The sequence below is a fragment of the Thermococcus radiotolerans genome, from assembly GCF_002214565.1.
Taxonomy (GTDB): domain Archaea; phylum Methanobacteriota_B; class Thermococci; order Thermococcales; family Thermococcaceae; genus Thermococcus; species Thermococcus radiotolerans.
Map to the genome: position 1 here is coordinate 542,062 of NZ_CP015106.1, position 22,086 is coordinate 564,147.

The 22,086-nt window shown below is 56.0% G+C and carries 27 protein-coding genes; 11 read left to right on the forward strand and 16 right to left on the reverse strand.

Annotation, left to right across the window (positions count from 1 at the left end; all coding sequences use genetic code 11):
• Window positions 1–3: 3 nt before the first annotated feature.
• From A3L10_RS02920 to A3L10_RS02940, 5 genes are read left to right on the forward strand one after another with little or no spacing between them, the layout of a single operon-like run.
• A complete protein-coding gene (locus tag A3L10_RS02920) occupies window positions 4–516 on the forward strand; it encodes a 2-oxoacid:ferredoxin oxidoreductase subunit gamma (protein ID WP_088866325.1) in 513 nt (170 codons plus the stop codon).
• Complete coding sequence (locus A3L10_RS02925; RefSeq protein WP_088866326.1) at window positions 513–1,661, forward strand: 2-oxoacid:acceptor oxidoreductase subunit alpha; 1,149 nt, start codon at window positions 513–515, stop codon at window positions 1,659–1,661. Before A3L10_RS02920 ends, A3L10_RS02925 begins: the two co-directional genes overlap by 4 nt.
• Window positions 1,662–2,507, forward strand: coding sequence for a 2-oxoacid:ferredoxin oxidoreductase subunit beta (locus tag A3L10_RS02930; RefSeq protein WP_088866327.1), 846 nt, complete (start codon window positions 1,662–1,664; stop codon window positions 2,505–2,507).
• Window positions 2,504–3,064 carry a 2-oxoacid:ferredoxin oxidoreductase subunit gamma gene (locus A3L10_RS02935; RefSeq protein WP_088866328.1) on the forward strand — a complete coding sequence of 187 codons (561 nt, stop codon included), beginning with the start codon at window positions 2,504–2,506 and terminating at the stop codon, window positions 3,062–3,064. Before A3L10_RS02930 ends, A3L10_RS02935 begins: the two co-directional genes overlap by 4 nt.
• Before the next feature lie 49 nt (window positions 3,065–3,113).
• Window positions 3,114–3,587, forward strand: a complete 474-nt coding sequence (locus A3L10_RS02940) for a DUF192 domain-containing protein (protein WP_088866329.1) — start codon at window positions 3,114–3,116, stop codon at window positions 3,585–3,587.
• Here the strand turns inward: A3L10_RS02940 and A3L10_RS02945 are convergent.
• The 3 genes from A3L10_RS02945 to A3L10_RS02955 are packed head-to-tail and all read right to left on the reverse strand — an operon-like array spanning window position 3,584 to window position 4,615.
• Window positions 3,584–3,913: a HepT-like ribonuclease domain-containing protein gene (locus A3L10_RS02945; RefSeq protein ID WP_088866330.1), complete on the reverse strand. Its 330-nt coding sequence runs from the start codon at window positions 3,911–3,913 to the stop codon at window positions 3,584–3,586. The genes A3L10_RS02940 and A3L10_RS02945 overlap by 4 nt on opposite strands.
• Window positions 3,910–4,209 (reverse strand): type VII toxin-antitoxin system antitoxin protein adenylyltransferase MntA, encoded by a 300-nt coding sequence (gene mntA, locus A3L10_RS02950; protein ID WP_232461007.1) that lies wholly within the window; start codon window positions 4,207–4,209, stop codon window positions 3,910–3,912. Before mntA ends, A3L10_RS02945 begins: the two co-directional genes overlap by 4 nt.
• A 58-nt stretch (window positions 4,210–4,267) precedes the next feature.
• Entirely contained in the window at window positions 4,268–4,615 is a 348-nt protein-coding gene (locus A3L10_RS02955; protein WP_088180293.1) for a 6-pyruvoyl trahydropterin synthase family protein, read from the reverse strand.
• Window positions 4,616–4,775: 160 nt separating this feature from the next.
• Between A3L10_RS02955 and metG the strand changes: the two genes are divergently transcribed.
• Window positions 4,776–7,010 (forward strand): methionine--tRNA ligase, encoded by a 2,235-nt coding sequence (gene metG, locus A3L10_RS02960; RefSeq protein WP_088866332.1) that lies wholly within the window; start codon window positions 4,776–4,778, stop codon window positions 7,008–7,010.
• 11 nt (window positions 7,011–7,021) lie between these two features.
• Here the strand turns inward: metG and A3L10_RS02965 are convergent, their stop codons facing one another.
• From A3L10_RS02965 to A3L10_RS02980, 4 genes are all read right to left on the reverse strand, one after another.
• Window positions 7,022–7,861: a helix-turn-helix transcriptional regulator gene (locus tag A3L10_RS02965; protein ID WP_088866333.1), complete on the reverse strand. Its 840-nt coding sequence runs from the start codon at window positions 7,859–7,861 to the stop codon at window positions 7,022–7,024.
• 32 nt (window positions 7,862–7,893) lie between these two features.
• Entirely contained in the window at window positions 7,894–9,102 is a 1,209-nt protein-coding gene (locus A3L10_RS02970) for a hypothetical protein (protein ID WP_088866334.1), read from the reverse strand.
• Between the two features lie 61 nt (window positions 9,103–9,163).
• Window positions 9,164–9,445, reverse strand: coding sequence for a hypothetical protein (locus tag A3L10_RS02975; RefSeq protein WP_088866335.1), 282 nt, complete (start codon window positions 9,443–9,445; stop codon window positions 9,164–9,166).
• A gap of 30 nt (window positions 9,446–9,475) precedes the next feature.
• On the reverse strand, window positions 9,476–10,228 hold the full coding sequence (locus tag A3L10_RS02980; RefSeq protein WP_088866336.1) for a sulfite exporter TauE/SafE family protein: 753 nt from the start codon (window positions 10,226–10,228) through the stop codon (window positions 9,476–9,478).
• A 99-nt stretch (window positions 10,229–10,327) separates the two neighbouring features.
• On the opposite strand from A3L10_RS02980, the gene A3L10_RS02985 reads away from it, so the two are divergent.
• Window positions 10,328–10,888, forward strand: coding sequence for a hypothetical protein (locus tag A3L10_RS02985; protein ID WP_232461008.1), 561 nt, complete (start codon window positions 10,328–10,330; stop codon window positions 10,886–10,888).
• Here the strand turns inward: A3L10_RS02985 and A3L10_RS02990 are convergent.
• The 3 genes from A3L10_RS02990 to A3L10_RS03000 form a co-directional block, all read right to left on the reverse strand.
• Window positions 10,830–11,594, reverse strand: coding sequence for a sulfite exporter TauE/SafE family protein (locus tag A3L10_RS02990; protein ID WP_088866337.1), 765 nt, complete (start codon window positions 11,592–11,594; stop codon window positions 10,830–10,832). The genes A3L10_RS02985 and A3L10_RS02990 overlap by 59 nt on opposite strands.
• A 240-nt stretch (window positions 11,595–11,834) precedes the next feature.
• Window positions 11,835–12,830, reverse strand: coding sequence for a M42 family metallopeptidase (locus A3L10_RS02995; protein ID WP_088866338.1), 996 nt, complete (start codon window positions 12,828–12,830; stop codon window positions 11,835–11,837).
• A gap of 9 nt (window positions 12,831–12,839) precedes the next feature.
• Window positions 12,840–13,841, reverse strand: a complete 1,002-nt coding sequence (locus A3L10_RS03000) for a 2-hydroxyacid dehydrogenase (RefSeq protein WP_088866339.1) — start codon at window positions 13,839–13,841, stop codon at window positions 12,840–12,842.
• A gap of 124 nt (window positions 13,842–13,965) precedes the next feature.
• On the opposite strand from A3L10_RS03000, the gene proS reads away from it, so the two are divergent.
• Window positions 13,966–15,414, forward strand: a complete 1,449-nt coding sequence (gene proS / locus A3L10_RS03005; RefSeq protein WP_088866340.1) for a proline--tRNA ligase — start codon at window positions 13,966–13,968, stop codon at window positions 15,412–15,414.
• Between the two features lie 50 nt (window positions 15,415–15,464).
• Here proS and A3L10_RS03010 read toward each other — a convergent pair whose 3' ends face one another.
• Entirely contained in the window at window positions 15,465–15,860 is a 396-nt protein-coding gene (locus tag A3L10_RS03010) for a pyrolysin (protein ID WP_088866341.1), read from the reverse strand.
• Window positions 15,861–15,949: 89 nt separating this feature from the next.
• On the opposite strand from A3L10_RS03010, the gene A3L10_RS03015 reads away from it, so the two are divergent.
• Window positions 15,950–17,560, forward strand: a complete 1,611-nt coding sequence (locus tag A3L10_RS03015; RefSeq protein ID WP_088866342.1) for a carbamoyltransferase family protein — start codon at window positions 15,950–15,952, stop codon at window positions 17,558–17,560.
• 1 nt (window position 17,561) lies between these two features.
• Here A3L10_RS03015 and A3L10_RS03020 read toward each other — a convergent pair whose 3' ends face one another.
• Complete coding sequence (locus A3L10_RS03020; RefSeq protein ID WP_157726875.1) at window positions 17,562–17,984, reverse strand: hypothetical protein; 423 nt, start codon at window positions 17,982–17,984, stop codon at window positions 17,562–17,564.
• 27 nt (window positions 17,985–18,011) lie between these two features.
• Window positions 18,012–18,305: a hypothetical protein gene (locus tag A3L10_RS03025; protein WP_088866344.1), complete on the reverse strand. Its 294-nt coding sequence runs from the start codon at window positions 18,303–18,305 to the stop codon at window positions 18,012–18,014.
• Window positions 18,306–18,478: 173 nt separating this feature from the next.
• Between A3L10_RS03025 and A3L10_RS03030 the strand changes: the two genes are divergently transcribed.
• Window positions 18,479–19,648, forward strand: a complete 1,170-nt coding sequence (locus A3L10_RS03030; protein WP_088866345.1) for a pyridoxal phosphate-dependent aminotransferase — start codon at window positions 18,479–18,481, stop codon at window positions 19,646–19,648.
• Here the strand turns inward: A3L10_RS03030 and A3L10_RS03035 are convergent.
• The 3 genes from A3L10_RS03035 to A3L10_RS03045 are packed head-to-tail and all read right to left on the reverse strand — an operon-like array spanning window position 19,645 to window position 21,706.
• Window positions 19,645–20,289 carry a metallophosphoesterase gene (locus tag A3L10_RS03035; protein ID WP_088866346.1) on the reverse strand — a complete coding sequence of 215 codons (645 nt, stop codon included), beginning with the start codon at window positions 20,287–20,289 and terminating at the stop codon, window positions 19,645–19,647. The two genes, A3L10_RS03030 and A3L10_RS03035, sit on opposite strands and share 4 nt — an antisense overlap.
• A gap of 11 nt (window positions 20,290–20,300) precedes the next feature.
• Window positions 20,301–21,161 carry a M48 family metalloprotease gene (locus A3L10_RS03040; protein ID WP_088866347.1) on the reverse strand — a complete coding sequence of 287 codons (861 nt, stop codon included), beginning with the start codon at window positions 21,159–21,161 and terminating at the stop codon, window positions 20,301–20,303.
• Window positions 21,162–21,163: 2 nt separating this feature from the next.
• A complete protein-coding gene (locus tag A3L10_RS03045) occupies window positions 21,164–21,706 on the reverse strand; it encodes an adenylate kinase family protein (RefSeq protein WP_088866348.1) in 543 nt (180 codons plus the stop codon).
• Window positions 21,707–21,846: 140 nt separating this feature from the next.
• Here A3L10_RS03045 and A3L10_RS03050 point away from each other — a divergent pair, with 140 nt between their 5' ends.
• The gene (locus A3L10_RS03050; RefSeq protein WP_088180276.1) at window positions 21,847–22,062 is read left to right on the forward strand and encodes a hypothetical protein; all 216 of its coding nucleotides are present in this window, start codon (window positions 21,847–21,849) and stop codon (window positions 22,060–22,062) included.
• Window positions 22,063–22,086 lie beyond the last annotated feature (24 nt).

Here is a 22,086-nt window from a genome sequence, read left to right on the forward strand (position 1 = left end):
GCCATGCAGGTTAGGTTCGCAGGCATAGGAGGCCAGGGCGTTGTCCTGGCCGGTGTCATACTCGGCGAGGCCGCCGCCATAGAGGGGCTGAACGTCGTCCAGACCCAGGATTACAGCTCCGCGAGCAGGGGCGGTCATTCCATAGCGGACGTGATAATATCCAAGGAGCCGATTTACGACGTCATAGTCACCGAGGCGGACGTTCTCGTCGCACTCGCCCAGCTCGGCTACGACACCGTCAAGGACGAGCTGAGGGAGGATGGACTGCTGATCGTAGACACCGATCTGGTTAAGCCAGATAGGGATTACATAGGCGCCCCGTTCACGCGCCTGGCGGAGGAGAGCACCGGTCTGGCGCTCACCGTTAACATGGTCGCCCTCGGCTACCTCGTGGCGAAAACCGGCGTTGTGAAGAAGGAAAACGTCGAGGAGGCCATAAGGAGGAGGGTTCCCAAGGGAACCGAGGATATAAACATCAAAGCCTTCAGGGTCGGTTACGAGGAGGGATGCAGATGAGATACCCTTTTCCGGTCGGTAAGAGCGATTTCATTCAGGGTGATGAGGCGATAGCAAGGGCGGCGATCCTCGCGGGATGCCGCTTCTACGCGGGTTATCCAATCACGCCCGCGAGCGAGATATTCGAGGCCATGGCCCTCTACATGCCGCTGGTGGACGGTGTAAGTATACAGATGGAAGACGAGCTGGCGAGCATGGCGGCGATAATAGGGGCTTCATGGGCCGGGGCCAAGGCCATGACCGCAACGAGCGGCCCGGGATTCAGCCTCATGCAGGAGAACCTAGGCTACGCGATAATGACGGAAACTCCGGTCGTTGTCGTGGACGTTCAGCGCGGCGGCCCATCAACGGGCCAGCCGACCCTCGCGGCCCAGGGAGACATAATGCAGGCCATCTGGGGAACCCACGGCGACCATTCGCTCATAGTTCTCAGTCCCTCAACCGTCCAGGAGGCCTTTGACTTCACCATAAGGGCCTTCAACCTGGCCGAGAAGTACAGGACGCCGGTGGTTCTTCTCACCGACGCGGAAATAGCCCACATGCGCGAGCGCGTTTACGTCCCCCTACCGGAGGAGATCGAGATAATCAACCGCAAGCTTCCGGCCAACGAGGAGGAGGCGAAGTTCCCGTTCGGCGACATACACGGCGACGGCGTTCCTCCGATGCCGATATTCGGCAGGGGGTACAGGACCTACGTCACAGGCCTTACCCACGACGAGCGCGGAAGGCCGAGGACGGTTGAAGCGGAGGTCCATGAAAAGCTCATACGGAGGATAATCGAGAAGCTGGAGCGCAACAGGGAGGACATAATCTCCTACGACGCCTTTGAGCTCGACGACGCTGAAGTAGCGATAGTGAGCACTGGCATAGTCTCCCGCTCGGCGGTAAGGGCCGTTAAGATACTCCGCGAGAGGGGCGTTAAGGCCGGCCTTCTCAAGCTCAACACGATATGGCCCTTCGACTTCGACATGATCGAGGAGCTCGCCGAGCGCGTGAGGAAGATATACGTCCCGGAGATGAACCTCGGACAGCTCTACCACCTCGTCAAAGAGGGCGCCAACGGAAAGGCGGAGGTCGAGCTGATAGCGAAGATAGGCGGCGAGGTTCACACTCCGATGGAGATAGTCGAGAGGGTGGTGGGCTGAATGTACCTGAAATCCGCTTACGAGATTCGCGACAAGTACCTGAGAAAGGACATGCTCCCGACGATATTCTGTCCGGGCTGTGGAATAGGCTCGGCGCTCCAGTACACGCTCCGCGCGATAGACGACCTCGGCCTCAACCAAGACGAGATAGTCTGGGTCAGCGGAATAGGCTGTTCCTCCCGTGTTCCGGGCTTCGTCAACTTCGACGGCCTCCACACGACCCACGGAAGGGCTTTAGCCTTCGCCACCGGTATAAAGCTCGCCAATCCGGACCTCAAGATAATCGCCTTCATGGGCGACGGAGATGCCGCGGCCATAGGAGGAAACCACCTCATCCATGCCATCAGGAGGAACCTCGACATAACTGTGATACTCATCAACAACTTCACCTACGGAATGACCGGCGGCCAGGTCGCGCCGACCGCCCTGAAGGGCCTGCGCGGAACTACCGCTCCCTACGGTCAGTTCGAGAACCCCTTCGATATAGCCGACCTCGCGGTTTCGGCTGGAGCCAACTACGTGGCAAGGTGGAGCGTCTTCAACTACCTCCAGGGAATCAACAGCATCAAGAAGGCCCTCAACAAGGAAGGATTTACCCTCGTTGAGTTCCTCTCGCCGTGCCCGATAAGCTTCGGAAGGAGGAACAGGATGAAGACCGCTCCGGAACTGCTCCGCTGGTATCAGAAGATAACCGTCCCGCTCGCGAAGGCCAAGAAGATGCCGCCGGAGGAGCTCGAGGGCAAGATAGTCATCGGAGAGTTTGCCGACAGGGACAGGCCGGGTCTCGTGAGGGAGTACGAGGCGTACAAGAAGCGCGCCAAGAAGATGATGGGGTGGGAGGAATGAGGAAGGAGATACTCTTCAGCGGCTTCGGCGGTCAGGGAGTCATCCTGGCGAGCGTCATCCTCGGGAGGGCCGCGGCGGTCTACGAGGGACTCTACGCCGTTCAGACACAGGCCTACGGGCCGGAGTCTAGAGGTGGAGCGAGCAAGGCAGAGGTGGTCATAAGCGACGAGCCCATAGACTACCCCAAGACCCTCAATCCCGACTGTGCCGTCTTCTTCTCCCAGGAGGCCTACAACAAGTACCTCCAGACTGTGAAGAGGGGGGCACGGATAATAGTCGAGGAGGAGCTCGTTCCGCACAGGGACACCGAGTTCGAGAGGGGGCTTGAGGTGGTCTCGCTGCCGCTCACGGAGATAGCCGAGGAAACCACCGGGCTGAGCCTCACCATGAACATCCTCACCCTCGGAATCCTGACGGCGTGGACCAGTGTCGTGAGCAGGGAGGCCATAGAGAAGGCCGTTCTGGATGCGGTCCCCAAAGGCACCGAGGAGATAAACCTCAAGGCGCTTCACAAGGGCTTCGAGCTCGGGGAGAAGGCAAAGGCCGGAGACCTCTAATTCCCTTTCTTTCCCAAAAACTTATCAACTTGCATTTCTATTTCTTACCATGCTCGTCAACGAGACCAAGGAGAGAACATGGCACGGGCATGTGAAGCTGGCGGACAGCTTCTTTAAGCGCTTCAGGGGATTAATGCTGGTTAGAAACGTCAACTATGCCATGGTCTTCGTTCTTCCGGCGGAAACCAAGGCCAACGCGTCAATTCACATGTTCTTCATGCTGAGCGATATAGACGTAATCTGGCTGGACTCCGCGAGACGAGTGGTGGACTTTAAAACTGCCCGGAAATGGCGGTTCTACGCTCCGAAAGAGCCAGCCAAGTACATAATAGAAGGGCCGGTGGGCCTGATAAAAACGCTCGACGTTGAGGAGGGCGATTTGATAAGCTGGACCCCAAGCGAGGAGAAGGAAAGGGCCGTGCCGGTGAAGGTGTCGCTGCCCGATGGTCTCTCCTTCGAGAAGGGAACCAACGGAATGGCGCTCACAGAGAGCGTGAGGGAAGTTAAGGTGAAGGGGAACTAAAGGAGGGTCTCCAGCTTCTTTTTCAGCTGTGGAATGTCCTCGTTGAGGGTTCGCCATACAACCCGGAGATCAACTCCAAAATACGCGTGTATAAGTTTATCCCTCATTCTTGCCATCTCTTTCCAGGGCACTTCCGGGTGTTTCTCCTTGAACTCCTCTGGAATGGCCTTGGCGGCTTCGCCAATTATCTCCAGAGCCCGGATAACTGCAAACTGGGTTTTCTTGTCTCGCTCGAATTCCTCAAATTCCATGTTGGCGGTGAACTCCTCTATCAGCGCTATTGCTTCGATGATATCGTTGATGTAGTCTTCATGCGCTCGCTTCATACGTAGATGACCTCCCTCATCACATATTCGGAAATTTTGGGCTTCAAAGCAGACTTTAGAACAAGGTCAACCCTTACACCGAGGAGTTCCTCGAGATACTCCTCGAGCTCTATGAACCTGAACAGGGAAGGAACCTCGTAGAAGTCGACCAGAATGTCAATATCGCTCGTTTCTTTGGCCTCTCCGCGGACGTAGGAACCGAATATCCCAATCTCCTTTACTCCAAATCTCTCCTTCAGCTCATTTTTGTGGGCCTTCAGGATGGTTTCTATATCCTCCAGGGTCTTCATGGCCATCGATAGTAATAGACAACAAGACGAAAAAAGTCTTGCGGTTTGCAGGGACAATACGTCCTCAGAACTCAAACTCCACCCCGTTCTCTTCTCCTTCCCAGAGGATCACTCTTTTAAGCCTGACGTCACCAGGCAGTTTTTTTCCGACCTCTTCCGCAATCCACAGGGCCACATTCTCGGTCGTCGGGTTCTCGAAGAGCGTGTTTAGGTTTCTGTGGTCGAGCTTCTCAATGATTTCGTTCACGATTCTCCTCAGCTCGAGGAAGTCCATTACGTAGCCGTTCTCCAGGGGGCCTTCAACGGCCACTTCAAGCCTGAACGTGTGGCCGTGTATCTCCTCGGGCTCTCCGTTGATCAGAACGGCATGGGCCGCCTCGAATTTGAAGCGCTCGATGATTCTGGCTTTCATGAGGGTCACCACAGTCCATGGATGCCATCCAAACTAAAACCTTTGGGCAGGGATTATGCATAACTCAACATATTTTGGCCATTTAAAAATAACCCACCGTAATGCTTAAAACCCGCAGGTCTTATAAGGCTCTAAACCCATTGCCGGGACGGTGGTTAAAATGGTCAGGTACATGGTAACATCCGCTCTTCCTTACGCTAATGGTCCGATTCACGCGGGACACCTGGCAGGAGCGTACCTTCCAGCGGACATCTTCGTGCGCTACCTTAGACTTAGGGGCGAGGAAGTCTTGTTCATCTGCGGAACCGACGAGCACGGGACGCCGATAACCTTCCGCGCGCTGAAGGAGGGAAGAAGCCCGAGGGAGATAGTTGACGAGTTCCACGAGCACATAAAGACGACCTTCGAGAGGGCCAAGATAAGCTTCGACTACTTCGGTAGAACCGAGCTTCCGGTTCACTACCGCATAAGCCAGGAGTTCTTCCTCAAGGCGCTTGAGAACGGCCACCTAGTCAAGAAGGTCACCAAACAGGCCTACTGCGAGCACGACAAGATGTTTCTGCCCGACCGATACGTCATAGGCACCTGCCCCTACTGCGGCGCCGAGAACCAGCGCGGTGACCAGTGTGAGGTCTGCGGTCATCCACTGACGCCGGAGAAGCTCATCAACCCGCGCTGTAACATCTGCGGCAACCCGATAACCTTCAAGGACTCGGCCCACTACTACATCCGCATGCAGGACTTCGAGGAGCGGCTGAAGGAGTGGGTTCTCGGCCAGGAGCACTGGAAACCGAACGTCAGGAACACCGTCCTCGGCTGGATTAACGAGGGCCTCGAAGAGAGGGCCATGACGAGGGACCTCAACTGGGGAATACCCGTCCCCCTCGACGACGAGGACGTTAAAGGAAAGGTGCTCTACGTCTGGTTCGAGGCCCCAATAGGCTACATCTCAATCACAATCGAGCACCTGAAGAGGGAGGGGAGGGAAAACGAGTGGAAGAAGTTCTGGCTCAACCTCGACGGCGAGACCAAGGTCATCCACTTCATCGGCAAGGACAACGTGCCCTTCCACGCCATATTCTGGCCGGCCTTCCTGATGGCCTACGGAAAGTACAGGGATGAGGAAGTTGAGGCCGAGTGGAACCTGCCCTACGACATTCCCGCCAACGAGTACCTCAACCTCGAAGGCAAGAAGTTCTCCACCAGCAGGAACTGGGCCATCTGGGTCCACGAGTTCCTCGACGCCTTCCCTGCAGATTACCTGCGCTACTACCTCACCGCCATAATGCCCGAAACTCGCGATAGCGACTTCAGCTTCGCCGACTTCAAGAGCAAGATAAACGAGGAGCTCGTCAACAACCTCGGAAACTTCGTCCACAGGGCGATGACCTTCGCCAACCGCTACTTCGACGGTGTCGTTCCGGAGAGGGGCGAGCTGGACGACCTCGACAGACAGGCCTTCGAGGAAATCGAGAAGGCCTTCGAGGAGACCGGGGAGCTGATAGCCCGCTACAAGTTCAAGGACGCGTTAAAGCGGGTCATGGAGCTCGCCATCTTCGGCAACCGCTACTTCGACTACCAGAAGCCGTGGAAGACCGCCAAAACCGACCGGGCAAGGACGGCAACCACCGTAAACATCTCTCTCCAGATAGTCAAGGCCCTCGGAATCCTGCTGGAGCCGTTCCTCCCCGATGCCAGCGAGAAGATATGGCACCTCCTCAACCTCGAGGAGCTGAAGAGCTGGGAGTTCACCGAGATTCCGGCCGGGCACAGGGTTAGGAAGGCCAGCCCAATGTTCAAGAAGGTAACCGACGAGGACATAATCTACTTCATTGTGAACTACATAGCACGGGGCAACCCCAAGAGCGCCAGGCTGCTCCTCGATAAGTATTACAAGCGGGACGATGTGATGAAGGTTGCCCTCGAGCGCTTCGGGGAGGCCAAACGGGAAGAGGCCATGGCAATCCTTAAGAGCATCTACGGGGATGAAATCGGAGTTAAATCTGAAAAGTCCGGAAAATCCCCGAAGAAGGAGAAGGTGAAGAAAAAAGAGGAAGGTGGTGAAAGCGTGGAGTACATAAGCTTTGATGACTTCCTGAAGCTCGACCTCCGCGTTGGAAAGATAATCGAGGTCAAGGATCACCCGAACGCCGACAGGCTCTACGTGGTCAAGGTTGACCTCGGAGACGAGGTCAGACAGCTCGTTGCCGGGCTGAAGAAGTACTACAAGCCGGAAGAGCTGCTCAACCACTACGTCGTCATCATAGCAAACCTCGAGCCCAAGAAGCTCAGGGGAGTAGAGAGCCAGGGAATGCTCTTAGCGGCTGACGACGGCGAGAACGTGGCTTTGCTCATGCCAGATAAGGAGATAAAACTGGGAGCAGGGATAAGGTGACTAAGGGGAGCTCAGAACCTGAGCTCCACCCAGTTTTCCTTTCTGCCCTTCAGAACCTTCACAAGACCCTTCCTCTCGAGGCGCTTGAACATCCTCCAGGCGGTGGTCTTCGGCAGACCTATCGCCTCCCTAACCTCGGCCTGGCTGGCCTTCCCGCCTTTGTCGAAGATGTAGAGCAGCGCACGCTTCTCCTCCTCGTTGAGGTCGAGGTTCTCAAGCCTGGCCTGGAACTCCTCGCGGGTCGGCATTGAGCTCTGACCCCTTTTCTTTCTCCATAGGGCATAGGCGGAGCCTCCGACTACCGCAAGACCTCCCAAGAGGGCGAGATACGGCAAACTGCCCGCCCCGCTCTCCCCTCCGACCCCTCTGCCGTTGAGCGTGTAGGAAACGCTCTGGTTTCCAGGGGGCATGGTTATCGAGTTCCCCGCTATCTCAAGCGGTATGTCGCTCAGGTCAACCACTATGGCGTTTTCGGGCAGCACAACTGTGAAGGAATCGTTGGTCGCAACGTGAAGCGTCCACACCATGCCCTCCTTCGCGGTCAGGTCAGGGGTGTAGTAGGAGACCTTGACTATCCCGGCATCCCCGGAATAGATGAGGAGACTTCCGTTCTCAAGCAGGAAGTTCAAGGGATTTCCGTCCTCGTCCTCAACGATGACGTTTTCGTAATGGTCTCCTATGAGAGGAAGTTCAATCTGGGAGGCGTACTCCGCGGGCAGGATTTCATATTCAACCTTGACGTAGCCGTCATCGTAAACCGTCAAAACCAGAGACGAGACGGTATACGCACTAACCCAAGGCAGAAGGATGAGCGTTGCCATCAGGAAGACTGCAACTTGCCTGAGTCTCATTTAAGCATCCCTCCGTAATGAAAAAGGAAAGGTCAAGAGTGGGCGAGTATGAACTCGTCTACCCGGTGGAGCATCTCTAGGGCTATCGCGAAGTGGGCCTTGGCCTGTAGGGGCTTCTTTGCCCTGAGAAGCCCGACGCCTATCCTGAGCTCTTGGACGGCAATCTTTAGCTGAACCTCCGCCCTGGTGGTGTCGACGCCCCTGCTCTTAAGCTCGCGGAGCGCCTTTGAGTCCTTCTGAATCCTGTCGTTCATCTCCCTGAGGAAAGCGCGGATGTCCTTCAGCTTTTCCTCGAGCTCCCTCTCGTGAACTTTTCTCAGTATAAACTCAACGGCATTGTGGAACTCAACTATGGTTTCCCTGTTATCCTTCATGACGGTCAGAGCGTCCTCCCACTTGCCCTCGTCCGCGAGAGCCTTGACCTGATCGTAAACCTCCGAGAAAGCATCGAGCCTCTCCTGGAGCTCCGTCACGTTGTAACCGTTCTGCTCCCCGACTTCGATTGCCTTCTGAGCTATCTCCATTCCCTTCTCGCCCTTGATCAGGAAGTCCTTGACGATCTTGTCGGCGTTTGCATAGGCGAGCTCCTCGCGGACCTTTCTCAGCTCCTCGTCGAGGAGAGCTTTCTTCTCCTTGGCGGCGTCATAGTCTGCCTTCGCCTTTTCGTAGTCCCCGGCCTTAAGGTCATCCAGTACAACCTTGTAGGCATCTCTGGTCTCGTTGTAGAGTGCGGTGAGGTTGCTCACGTCTATCCCTTGGTTCTGGGCGATGTTTATTGTCTTCTCAACGAACCTGAAGTACTCCGTCATGCGCTCGATTTCCATTTTGATGTGTTCCCTTACATCCTGGACCTTCTCCTTGGCCTCCTTAAGCGCTGAGAGTGCAACCTTGTAGTGGTGCATGGCAGTGAGGCTGTCCAGTATCGAGTTGTAGTAGTCGCCGGCCTCGTATTCACTCATCGCCTTTTCCTTGTAGTCCTCTGCGAGCTCGTAGTGGGTTAATATCGTCGAGTTCTCGGGCAGCTTGTCCTTTATGGGTTCTATCTTGTCCTCGGCGAACTTGCTCAGCCTCTGAAGCTGGTCAATCAGCTGACCCGCTATCACCATCTCCCTGGTGCTGTTGTCCATTGCCACTCCAGTGTACGATTCGGTGGTGTTGTTGCCCTCCGCAAGACCGAGGGGCAGTATACTCCCAACCAGCAATATTGCCAGGGCCAGTGCAAAGCCCTTCATTCCCTTCATGGGCATCACCGATGAAGGCTAGGCGCCCAACCTATTTGAGGACTCCGACGGAACGAACGTTTCAGAGCGTTCCATTCTTCTCAAGTTCCCTTATATGGAGCGCTGTAACACATATTCCCTCCATCACGTTCGTAAAATGCGGAATCTCCCCGAACTGGGCGTACAGGCTTCCGTAGTTCGGGTGCCACGCATCGACCTGCTCGCGTCCCCTAGCGGTGATGATGTACACCACCCACCCCCTATCCTTGAGGGTCTCAACGAGCTTCCATGCGTTCGTCATGTCGTTTTCATCCTCTATCTCGACTCCGTACTCGGCCTTGATTTTCTCGAACACTTCTTTCATGTTCTCCCCCAGAGGAACTAGTCAAGGAGATTAAAAACCTTTGAGTGACTTGAGGAGGAGCCTCACCGCGACCATTATCAGAAGCACCGAGAACAGTATCTTAAACCGCCTTGGATGAAGCTTCGGAACCAGCCTGGCCCCCACGGCAGCCCCTATTATGAGACCCGGGGACAGCAGGAGCGCCGTTTGAAGGTCCACCTGCCCGAGTCCGATGTGGGTGGCCGTTCCCACCAGGGCCGTGAAGAACAGGGCGAGGCTGGACGTTCCAACAGCGTAGTTCACGGGGAGACCCGCGAGGGTGTGGAAGAGGGGGACGTTCAATACCCCTCCACTGACCCCCAGGAGTCCGGAAGTCAGGCCGGAGAGGGCACCGATCAGCGGAACCTTCCGATAATTTATCCTCAGTGCCTCCCCGCGGTTTCTTACATCGTTTCGTTTGACGAAGACGTAGGCAACGTAGATTAGGAGAAGGCCGAATACCACCTCCAGGACGTTTGAGTTCAGCATTCCCGAGAGGTACGCGCCTATAACCGCGGCAGGGATTGAAAAGACCTCCTTCAGAAAAGCCACCCGGTAGAGAACCCTGCCTGCCCGGATGTGGGCGTATGCGGAGGAGAGTGAGCTTATCGTTATGCACGCGAGGCTGGTTCCGATAGCCATGTGAATGGGCAGTCCAAGGAACACCAGCGAGGGAACTATGAGGAACCCGCCTCCGACTCCAAACAGACCCGCTATAGTGCCTATGAGGGTACCGATTAAAACGGCCATCGCAGGGTTAAGCATTCCGCATCGGCCCGGTATCCCCGGGAAGGTTTATATAATTTAGCCGGATGATTACACTTCGGCCAAAAATTTTTGAACTTTGGAGCCTTAGGAATCTAGATGGAAATGGGGTGGAAAAAGTACTGGCTGATGGTGCTTCTCGTCTTTGTGATAACCCAGCCGGGCTCGATAACCTTCGCCAACTGGGACGCACCCTACGGCTTTTACAAGGACCTCTCGGTCTGGCTCGGCTCCGCCGCTGGGGGATTGCTGCTGGTGCTCACCTACGACCTGTACGAGTGGAGGAATGGAAAGCTGAGCTCCGTGAATCTTCTTCTGGTTGGGGTTATCCTCGTCCTAACGGCCATAATCGGCTATCGCGCTGAGCTTGCGCTCGGAGGTGAGATGGGCTACGGAAGCGGGAACATAGTGCTTTTTGTTATTGGGGGGCTCATTGGGTTCACATTGTCCGTAATGCTGCTTATAGTCTCTCTACTGCACATCCTGACGGGAGAGCTCTATTATCCCTATGATAGGCCTCTGGTGATTGCGTGGCTGGTCATGATGGTTACAACGCTCCTCCTTGGGGCGGCTTATCTGAAGGAAAGAAGGAGAGGAGAACTCACGGAACAGGAAGGCCGAGACCCTTCAGAATCATCCTCAGAGCCAAGAGGGCCATGACGACCGCGAAGGCCTTCTTAAGACTGTCCGCCCTCGTTCTCTTCGCTATTCTCGCACCGAGCTGGGCGCCTATGATGAGGCCTGGCACGAGGAGAACCAGCCACTGGGTCTCCACATTGCCCATGGCGTAGTGCTTGAGAGCTCCAGCCGTTGCCGTGAAGACTATCGCAAAGCTTGAAGTTGCCACCGCGTAGTGTATCGGCAGGCCGAGGTAAGTCAGGAAGGGCACGTTGATTATGCCCCCACCTACGCCGAGGAGGCCGCTGGCTATCCCCGCGAAGAAGCCTCCAAGTGGAACCAGCTTGTAGTTAACCTCAACGTCCTCGAGCCTGACTTCACTCGGTTCGGCCGTTTTCTTGCGGTATATCCTCACCGCGACCATAATCAGCGCGAGACCGAAGATTACCTTCAGCTGGGCAGCACTTATAAAAGAAGTCAGCCACGCGCCGATGTAGGCACCGATTACGGCCGTTGAGGCCAGCAGAAGGCCGGCCTTGTAATGTATCCTCCTCTGCCTTGAGTACGCTACCGCCGAGCTGAGGGATGTAAAGACGACAGCCGCGCTCGATGTGCCCACCGCGTGGTGTATCTCGACGCCGAGGAAGTTCAGCGTCGGAACTATCAGGAACCCACCCCCGAGGCCAAAGAGCGCCGCGAGTATGCCGATGAATATCCCAACTGCGAAGTAGCCGACGTATTTTAGCACCAAATCACCCCCAGAGCCCTTTGCTACGCAAAGCGCTCGCGGAAAGTCTTTTAACTGTCAGACCTTGATTTCTCCTGAGATAGGGTGCTTCTTCATCTGTAACTCTCCCATTGTTCGCTCCATTTAGCATGCCCAACGGCGAATGAGTGCGAACCTCCCCAAAGGTACTCATCTCTTGGACACCCTCCCTAAGAGGCTTCTTAGGGTTCTCTTGTCGTTCCTGGCGAGAACCCCTGACCCTCAAAGTTCAAACGCTATCGCCTCTATGAGTTTTATCAGGGCCTCGAGGTCGGCCAGATGAAGGGTCTCGACCTCGCTGTGGAGGTACCTTATCGGAACGCTCAAAGCGAGAACCTCGCTCTTATGCTGGAAGGCCGATGCATCCGTTCCGCCGCCTGTGACACCTATCTGAAGGGGAACCTCGTTCCTCGACGCTATCTCGGCAACCTTTCTGGCGAGCTCCCTCGTGTAAATCGCGGAGTTATCAACAGCCCTTATCACCGCTCCCCCGCCGAGCTTCACATCACCGGTCAGGTCACCGCAGCAGGCAAAGGAGTCTACAGCAAAGGCGTACTTTGGAGTGTAATGCTCGGCCAGGAACTTTGCTCCTTTGAGGCCAATCTCCTCCTGCACGGTGAAGGCAAAAATCCACCTTCCGTCCAAATCGTGGTCCACCAGGTCCTTTATTGCCTCAATTAAAGCGACGACGCCGAAGCGGTCATCCAGCGAGCGGGTTGAAACGTAGCGGTGGTTGAGAACCGCAAAATGCTTCTTGAAGACCGCGTAATCAAGCGCCTTGACCCCAAGGGCTTCCGCCTCCCTCTTGCTCTCGGCACCGATGTCTATGACCAGCTCCCTCCAGGGAACCGTGTCGAACTTTCTTTCGAGGTTGAGGTGCACCGGAAGGGCACCTATGACGCCGTCGAGCTTTCCGTTCTCGGTTATAACATCAAAATGCCTCCCGTAGAGAAGCCTGTCGTCTATTCCTCCGATTTTCCTGAAGGTGAGCTTTCCGTCCGGCCTTATTCCAGTGATTAGAAGGCCTATCTCGTCCATGTGGGCCATGAAGATGCCCTTAAGTTCGCCCTCGCCGAGCTCGACTATGAGATTCCCAATGGTATCAACCGCATAGTCGGCGTAGGGTTCAATCCATTCCTTTATCTTCTCCCTCACCCTCTCCTCGTAGCCCGAAATTCCGGGAATCTGCGTTATCTCCCTCAGCTCTTCAACGAGCATGATATCACCTCAGAGCATCCTCACCTTCTCCGGCGGACAGATTTCGACCACTTCACGGTTCACCAGGGTGTCCGGAACCTCGCCGCGGAGAATCGCGAGGAGATTCTTAACCGCCTGGAATCCCATATCCTCCATGGCCTCCTTTGAGAGACCTGCGTAGTGGGGCGTTAGGACGGTCTCCCACTCGTGCTTGAACAGCTCGTGCTCCTGAATCGGCTCGTTCTCGAAGACGTCGCTCGCGTAGCCCTTCAGCTTTCCTTCCTCGATGGCCTCCACGAGGGCCTTCTCGTCCACGAGGGTTCCGCGTCCGATGTTGACGAGGTACTTGCCTTCGAGGAGCTTTAGTCTCTCCGCGTTGATTATGTGGTAGGTCTCTGGAAGGGCGGGAAGGGCCAAAATCACGATATCGCTCTCCCTCAGGACGTCGTCGAGGGGAAGGTATCTCGCGTTTACTTCTTCCTCTATATCGGGCTTCCGAGAGCGGGACCAGTAGAGTATCTCCGTCCCCATCGCCTTCATTCTTCGTGCTATGGCCTTTCCTATGGCGCCCATCCCGAGGATTCCAACCTTTTTCCCATAAACGGTCTCTATACCCTTGAAGCCGCCCCATATCGTCCGGTGGGAGTCCCACTTGCCGGCGCGGATGAACCTGTCGGAGTAGGCTATCTTCCTGAGGAGTGCTATGGTCAGGCCAACGGCGAACTCAGCGACGGCCTCGCTCAGAACACCGGAAACCTTGGTGACGTATATTCCCCTTTCGGTTGCAGCTTTAACGTCAACGTGGTCGTAACCGGCGGAATGGCAGCTTATCACCCTCAGCCTGTCGGCCCTCTCGATAACCTCACGGGGGAACGGGTTCAGTGGAGAGAGTATCACCGCGTCGAATTCTCCTATTCGCTCCTTCAGTTCATCAACGTCGGGATACAGGATGAACTCGACGTCCGCGTATTTCCTGAGTTCCTCAACGGGTTTGCTCTTCATCTTAAAGAGAACGGCCACCTTTGGCCTCATAGTATCACCTTAAGATGCTTATCGAAACGAGCCTAAAAGGTTTTTGCATGGAATTCCTCAAAATTCCGGCCCGGCACCGGGAAAACTTAAAAACTTTTCCGGTTTCTCCCTTTAGGTGGTGTAGATGGGTAAGGTGGAGAGGAAGAAGTGGAGCGAGGAGTTCAGCGAGTGGTACAACGAGCTGATTGAAACGGCCGGAATCCAGGACAAGCGCTATCCGGTCAAGGGGATGAACATCTGGCTCCCGTACGGGCTGAAAATCATGAGGAACATTGAGAGGTTCATACACTCCGAGATGGAGAGGACCGGGCACGATGAGGTTCTGTTCCCGGCGCTCATCCCTGAAACCGAGTTCCAGAAGGAGGCCGAGCACATAGCCGGCTTCGAGGGCGAGGTATTCTGGGTCACCCATGCCGGTCACGACCCCCTCGACGTTAGGCTCATCCTTCGCCCGACGAGTGAAACCGCTATGTACTCGATGTTTTCCCTGTGGATCCGCTCCCACGCGGATCTGCCCTTCAAAATCTACCAGATAGTTAACGTTTACCGCTACGAGACCAAGCACACGAGGCCATTAATCCGCGTCAGGGAGATAAGCCGCTTTTTCGAGTCGCACACCGCCCACGACAGCTTTGAGGACGCGGAGAGGCAGATAAAGGAGGACCTCGAGATATTCGACAGGCTTGCAAGGTTCCTAGCCCTGCCCTACATAGTCTCCAAGAGGCCCGACTGGGACAAGTTCCCCGGTGCCTACTACTCCCTCGGGGCAGAGGTCATGATGCCCGACGGCAGGACTCTCCAGATCGGAACCATGCACAACTACCGCCAGAACTTCGCGAAGGCCTACAACATCCAGTACGAGACGGAGAGTGGAGACCACGAGTACGTCCACCAGACCACCTTCGGAATGAGCGAGCGCCTTCTCGCGGCTGTCATAGCCATACACGGCGACGACAGGGGAATGGTTCTGCCTCCGACGGTGGCCCCGATACAGGTCGTGATCGTGCCGATTCCTAAGAAGGACGCCGAGGCCGACGTCTTCGCCTACGCCCGCGAGATAGCGGAGGAGCTTAGGACGGGGGGTCTCAGAGTCCACGTTGACGAGCGTGACATAAGGCCGGGAAGGAAGTTCTACGATTGGGAGCTCAAGGGAGTCCCCCTCCGTGTGGAGGTCGGTCCGAGGGACGTTGCGGGCAGAAAAGCCGTTATAGCCAGGCGCGACACCCTTGAGAAGGTCACGGTTGAGCGCGATACCATCGTTGATGAGGTTAGGAAAACCCTCGATGCGATTCATGAGAACCTGTACGTCCGTGCCAGGGAGTTCCTTGAGAGCCACATAAAGCGCGTCGAGACCATAGAGGAAGCCAAGGCCGTCTTCGAGGACAGGCGCGGAATAGTGGAGATAGCATGGTGCGGCGAGGAGAGCTGTGGACTTGAGATGGAGGAGATACTCGACGCCAAGATGCTTGGAACGCCCTACCCCGAGGAGAAGGCCAAAGCTCCAGAGGGCAAGAAGTGCCCGGTCTGTGGCAGGGAGGCAAAATTTGTGGCGAGGTTCGCAAGAACCTACTGATCTCTTTTTTCAGCTTTACTTTTGACGTTCAAAGGAATAAAGAAGAGGAATCAGGCGGTCTGATTCTCAAGGGAGGCGAGCGCCTCTTCGAGGACCTCAACGGCCTGGCTCATGTAGAGGTAGGCCTTCCTTATGTGGACGCTGAAGACGACCCAGCTGAGGGTGCGGCTTCCCTGGGGGATGCCGTAGGTGAGGGCCTGGTTGTACTCGGCGCTCGCGTTGTTGTAAAGCTCCATGGCAAGGGAAAGGGTCTCGTTGCTGACGTTCATCTGAGCGCTGAGGTTGTAGAGCTCGTTGAACTTGTGCTCATCGCTCTGGTACAGGTAGTACCAGGCCATTGACTGCTTGATGAAGCTCTCATAGCTCCACGTTGCAGCGCTCACCGCCCCGGCGAAGGGGACGAGCACCAGGAGGAAAAGGGCCAGGATTGCAGCAACCTTCTTCATGGTTTCACCTCCAATACCTATTAATCCGTCCGGATTTTTAAATTCTTCCCTTCCCCAACGTTTAAAAAAGGGAGGTGGAATGCACCACCATGATTCTGGGAATCCACGACGGTCACGACGCGGGTGCGGCGCTCATTGACAGGGGTAGGGTATTCGCCGTCAACGAGGAGAGGCTCAACAGGGTCAAGAAGTACAGGGGCTTTCCGGTCCTGAGCGTGCGGAAAGTCCTGGAGATGGCGGGAGCTGGTCCAGAAGACGTTGAAATCATAGCCGTTGCGGGCATATTCCGGAAGCAGAAACGACTTCTTGAGCTTGAGGGGAACCTCCGCGCACTCTTCGGGCCCGAGTTTAAACGGAAGATCCTTTTCGTTGAGCATCACCTAGCCCATTCGGCATCGGCCTACTACACCTCTGGCTGGAGAGATGCTCTCGCCGTAAGCATTGATGCCGCTGGAGACGGACTGAGCTCCTCGATTTACGTCGCGAGAGATGGGGAGATGGTCAGGATAGCCCAGAGCACCTACCTCGACTCCCTGGGGGATTTCTACGCCTCCGTTACCGAGCTTCTGGGCTTCAAACCGATGCGCCACGAGGGCAAGGTAATGAGTCTCGCCGCCTACGGGAGGCCAACCTACGATTTAAGCTCGATCATAGAGCTCAACGGGCTAAGCTTCGACAATCATCTCGGGCTCATCGGGATCGAAGCAACGAGGAAGCTCGCCGAGTTCTTTGGCTATCCCCTTTCGAAGGCAAAGGAAACTGCCATGGAAATGAAGCGCGGAAAGCTTGAGGGTAAGCTCCAGAAAAAGGCCATGGAGATAGCGGCAAGCGCTCAGGCCCATCTGGAGAGGCTGATTGAGGAGCTGGGAGTTAAACTAACGGATAGAGGCCTTCCCATTGCCTACGCTGGGGGAGTTGCCCAGAACGTCAAGGCGAACGCGGTTCTGAGGAAAATCTTTGGAGACGATAACCTCTGGGTCTTCCCGGCGATGGACGACGGAGGCCTGGCCTTCGGAGCGGCGGTTTTTGCGAAGGCACAGATGGATAGGCTTGACGGAAGATGGAGACCGTTCAGGCTGGAGCACGTTTACCTCGGCCCGGATTATTCCAGCGAACAGGTTGAGGAATTCCTGAGGAACGGGGGCGTTGAGTTCGAGGAGGTTGACGTTTCCGGTTTCGTGTCGGACGCCTTGGCCGAGGGCAAGCTGGTCGGTTTCTTCCAGGGCAGTATGGAGTTCGGGCCGAGGGCTTTGGGAAACCGCTCGATTTTAGCCGACCCGAGGGATGAGACCGTTAAGGAGAGGCTCAACGTTGCCCTGAAGCGCGACGTCTTCCAGCCATTCGCGCCTTCGCTGCTGTGGGAGAAGGCTGAGGAGTACCTCGAAGACCTCAACGGAAGGCCCAACGAGTTCATGACCATGAGCTACACCGCGAGCGAAAGCTTCAGGGAGCTCGCTCCAGCCGTCGTTCACGTGGACGGCACAACGAGGCCGCAGGCTGTGAGAGAGGAAATCAACCCGACTTACTACGGGATAATCAAAGCCTTCGAGCGGAAGACCGGCATGGGCGCGGTGCTGAACACAAGCTTCAACATGCACGGAGAGCCCATAGTCTGCTCGCCGGAGGACGCGCTGAGAACGTTCAGGAACGCGGGACTCGATGTGCTGGTCATCGAGGGCTTCGCCGTCCATGGGCGCTGAGTTAGAGCAGTGCCCTAAGGAAGGCTAGGGACAGCCTCACCATCTGCAGCTTGCCCCTCACCTCAATGTTTTTCAGGCCGAAGATTGTCGGATTGGCCTTGAACCCCATCACCATGACTTCCTGCCCCTGGTACATGAGGAACACAGTTTTCCCTTCCTCGTCCAGCCTGTTCGCCACCTCCTCAAGGCCCTTCAGCTGCTTCAGAACCTCCAGCTTCCCGGTGATGCCCCCTTCCCCTTCCCTCATCTTCATGAGTGGGGAGGCCACCTCGAGCAACTTCCCGGCGTCGATTATGTCGACCACCACGTCATCCCTGGTGATCCGAATGAGAACCCCCTCTGCCGAAACCTCGAGCGAACCGCTGACTATAAGGTTCTGGAGCTTCAGGGCGCTCTCAAGCAGGCTCCCAGCGTCCACGGGCACCACCGGCACGGGATAAAAGGAGATGCCTCACTCCTTCCTGAGAGGCACTATCTTCAGGGTTATCTCGCCGTCCAGGGTTAGCTTGGTGAACTTCAGGTGAATTTCCGTCTCGGTTCCCTGAACCGCATCGAAGACCTTCCCCATGTCGACCTTTGGGAGGAGTGCCTGCTTCACCTCCACGAGGGTGGCTATAATCTCGTCTATCTGGGCCGCGGATATCCCTGGCACCTGCTCCTTCAGTTCCTTGAGTTCGTCAACGGCCTTTCCCAGCTTCTCAATCGACTCCTCATCGACGGGAGGTTCCCTCTTTTCCTCGGGCATGTGATCACCCCTTGCAACACTGGTTAATGTTGGTTCTCATGGTATTTACCCTTTTTCGGTTTACTATTACGTGCCCCACTTCAGACATCAGTGAACCTTTAAGCACTTCGATGAACATCTTTTCGTTGAGGTAAAGTTATAAACATTGCTCCCAAACTCCTTCGGTGATGCTTATGGCGCTGAGCGACAGGCTGGAACTCGTCAACCCTTCTGAGATTAGGAAGCTCTTTGACCTTGCCCAGGGTGTTGAGGGTCTCATCTCACTCGGAATTGGTGAACCAGACTTCGACACCCCTGAACATATCAAGGAGTATGCGAAGGAAGCCCTCGACAGGGGGATGACCCACTACGGGCCGAACGCGGGTTTAATGATGCTCAGGGAGGCCCTCGCGTGGAAGCTGAAGGAGCAGAACGACATCGAGGTTGATCCGAAGACCCAGATCATGGTGACCGTCGGGGCGAACCAGGCTTTTCTGATGGGATTCGCGGCCTTTCTGAAGGACGGGGAGGAGGTTCTCATCCCGAGCCCGATGTTCGTCAGCTACGCCCCAACGGTTCTCCTTGCGGGCGGAAAGCCCGTTGAAGTCCCAACCTACGAGGAGAACGAGTTCAGGCTTAGCGTTGACGACCTCGAGAAGCACGTTACGGACAAAACAAGGGCCATCATAATAAACAGCCCAAACAATCCGACCGGTGCTGTCCTCACCAAGAAGGACCTCGAGGAGATAGCGGACTTCGCCGTTGAGCACGACCTCATAGTCTTCAGCGACGAGGTCTACGAACACTTCGTCTACGACGGCGTTAAGAACCACAGCATAGCCTCCCTCGACGGCATGTTTGAGCGCACTCTCACCATCAACGGTTTCTCCAAGACCTTTGCCATGACCGGCTGGCGCCTCGGATTCGTGGCCGCCCCCGAGTGGATAATCGAGAGGATGACCCGCTTCCAGATGTACAACGCCACTTGTCCGGTTACGTTCGCCCAGTACGCGGCGGCGAAGGCCCTGAAGGACGAACGCAGCTGGAAAGCCGTCGAAGAGATGCGGAAAGAGTACGACAGGAGAAGGCACCTCGTCTGGAAGCGCCTGAACGAGATGGGACTTCCGACGGTCAAGCCCAAGGGAGCGTTCTACATCTTCCCGCGCGTGAGGGACACCGGCCTGACCAGCAAGGAGTTCAGCAAGCTGATGCTCCTGGAGGCCAAGGTCGCCGTCGTCCCGGGTTCGGCTTTCGGAAGCGCCGGGGAGGGTTACATCAGGATAAGCTACGCGACGGCCTACGAGCAGCTCGAAGAGGCCATGGACAGGATGGAAAAAGTGCTGAAGGAGAAGAAGCTCGTTTAAAGCTTCTTCAGCTCCACCTTTATCTCTTCTTCGAGTTCTATCACGGCGTAATACTTCCTGAAGAGCGGGCCGGGGTTCACCACTATGGTCTCCCCAATCCGGTCGATTCCCCTCCCCTCGTGTATGTGACCGCAGACAACCAGCGGGGGCTGCCTCTCCTCTATGAACTCCCTGAGTGCTCTGCTACCAACGTGATGGCCGAAGTGGACCCTGTCGGCGACCGTTCCATGGGGTGGAACGTGGGAGAGGATTATGTCCCCCTCGCGGTAGTTTCGCTCGAGTATCCCTCCAATCTCATCCTCCGTCAGCTCCCATATGGTGTGGAACGGCGTGATGTTGGAGCCCCCGATTCCAACTATGCCAACTCCACCGACCTCAACCCGCCTGTTGTGGGCGTTTATCCCCAGTTCCGTCAGGAGTTCCGGGACGTCTCTGCCGTCGCAGTTGCCGTGTACCGCCACCAGGGGCATCCCAAGCTCAAGCATTGGTGCCAGGACTTCCCTCGCCTTCTCGGAACCGCTGAAATGCGTGAGGTCTCCTGCCACCAGGAGGGCGTCAAATTCCCCGCTCCTCAGCACCTCGGCAAGCTGACAGGCCCTCTTGGCGTTTCCATGGATGTCGGTAACCGCTACGAACCTCACGGAACCGCCCCCTACGTGTAGATACCCATCTCTTCAGCGAGCTTCAGGAGCCTCTCTGCCCTATCCTTCGTTGGAGGGTGCGTGGAGACCATGTCCGCGAGGTCGCCCCGGAACGGGTTGACTATAAAGATGGCTGATGTCGCGAGGTTCCCTCCCCGCATCGGGCGGAAGGAGATTGCCTTTTCGAGCTTGAGAAGGGCGCTGGCCAGGGCGAGCGGTTTCCCGCTTATCCTCGCGCCGTGCTCATCCGCGAAGTACTCGCGCGAGGGACTGAGGCCAACGTGAAGGAAAATCCCCGCTATCGGCGTGAGAATCCTCAGAAGGAGGCCATCGTTGGGGTTGCTCCTCTTCCTGGTGCGGGAGGGCGGGTTTATCAAGCGGTCGATGGAATAGGCCACGCCAAGGAGAGAGCCACCGATCACGGAGACGAGGGTCTGAAGGGGTGTGTCGTTGTTGATTATGTGGGCAATCTCGTGGGCAATGGCGCCCTCTATTTCCTCGGGGTCCAGAACCCTGAGAAGGCCATAGGTCAGAACTATCGTGCTGCTCCCGGGCCCCTTACCGGCGGAGAATATGTTGGGGGTTCCAACCGGGGCCAGGGCCAGCCTGGGAACCGGAATCCCGGCGCTGGAGGCGAGCTTTCTCAGCACGGCGTACAGGTAGGGATAGTCACTCTCCCCAACGAGCCTTGCCCTGTACCATCTCATCAGAATCCGGTCACCGTACCAGTAAACCAGGAAGTACGCGATGAGAACCACAACGATGGCCGCAGTGAGGCCCCTTCTCTCCCACAGGAGATACCCAATAATGATCGGGATAATCGCAACGAGGAGTATCGTGAGCAGAAACCTGAGCCATTTGAGGGCCCCCATATTTAATCCCCTCCGAGCATTAGATACTGAACGACGTCATCGTAGGCCCAGCTCCAGTCGACTATTCCAACCCTCCTCTTCACCCCACTATTCAGGAGGGATAGAATCTCGTCGACCACTTCATCGGGAGTTTTGCCTGTGGTGTCCACCTCTATGACGTTTTCATTCTCCTCGATGGCCTCGACGAGAATAACGTCCACGAGCTCTGCCTCGACGTTCTCGGCAAGCTTTTTGCGGGGATAGCCCCTGGATTCGAGCCTCTCGGCCACCATCTTGGGATGCAGGCGGAGAACCACGACAACATCGGCTGGAACCAGGTGACTCAGGTGACCGTCTATCACAACATCCCTCCCGGAGAACTCCTCTCCAACTGCCCGGGAGAGCTCGTCAACGTCTATCTCGATTTCATCCCCTACCTTCTCCCCGATGCCCTTTGCCAGGGCGAAGTCCTTTATGCTCACGTATTCATACCCAAGCCTTTCGCTCAGGATTTTGGAGACCGTGGTTTTACCGACTCCGGGAGTACCACTCACGGCGATTATCATCGATTTACCCCCGAGAACTCACTCTATTTTGTTACCGGAAGTTTATATGCTTGTTCCTCGTTAATCGTCGAATGTACATGTAGCATTCAGCGAAAACCTTTTAAGGACTATAGTTTCTATATAGACGCAGGTGACACGGAATGGAGAGGCTAAAATTACTTCAGAGGAAGTTGCACGTTGTGAAGAAGCAGAAGGAGCTCCTCATGCTTGAGGAGGCCAAACTCATAAGGGTGGCCCGTCAGAAAAAGGTGGCCGCCAAGAAGCTCGCCAAAGTCAAGAAGGAGAAAGTTGCCCTCGCCCTTGAAGAGGCGAGGCTCGTCAGGGTTCTCAAGCAGAACGGCTATCCCGCCGTCTGAGTTTTTTCAAAACTTTTAGAAAAG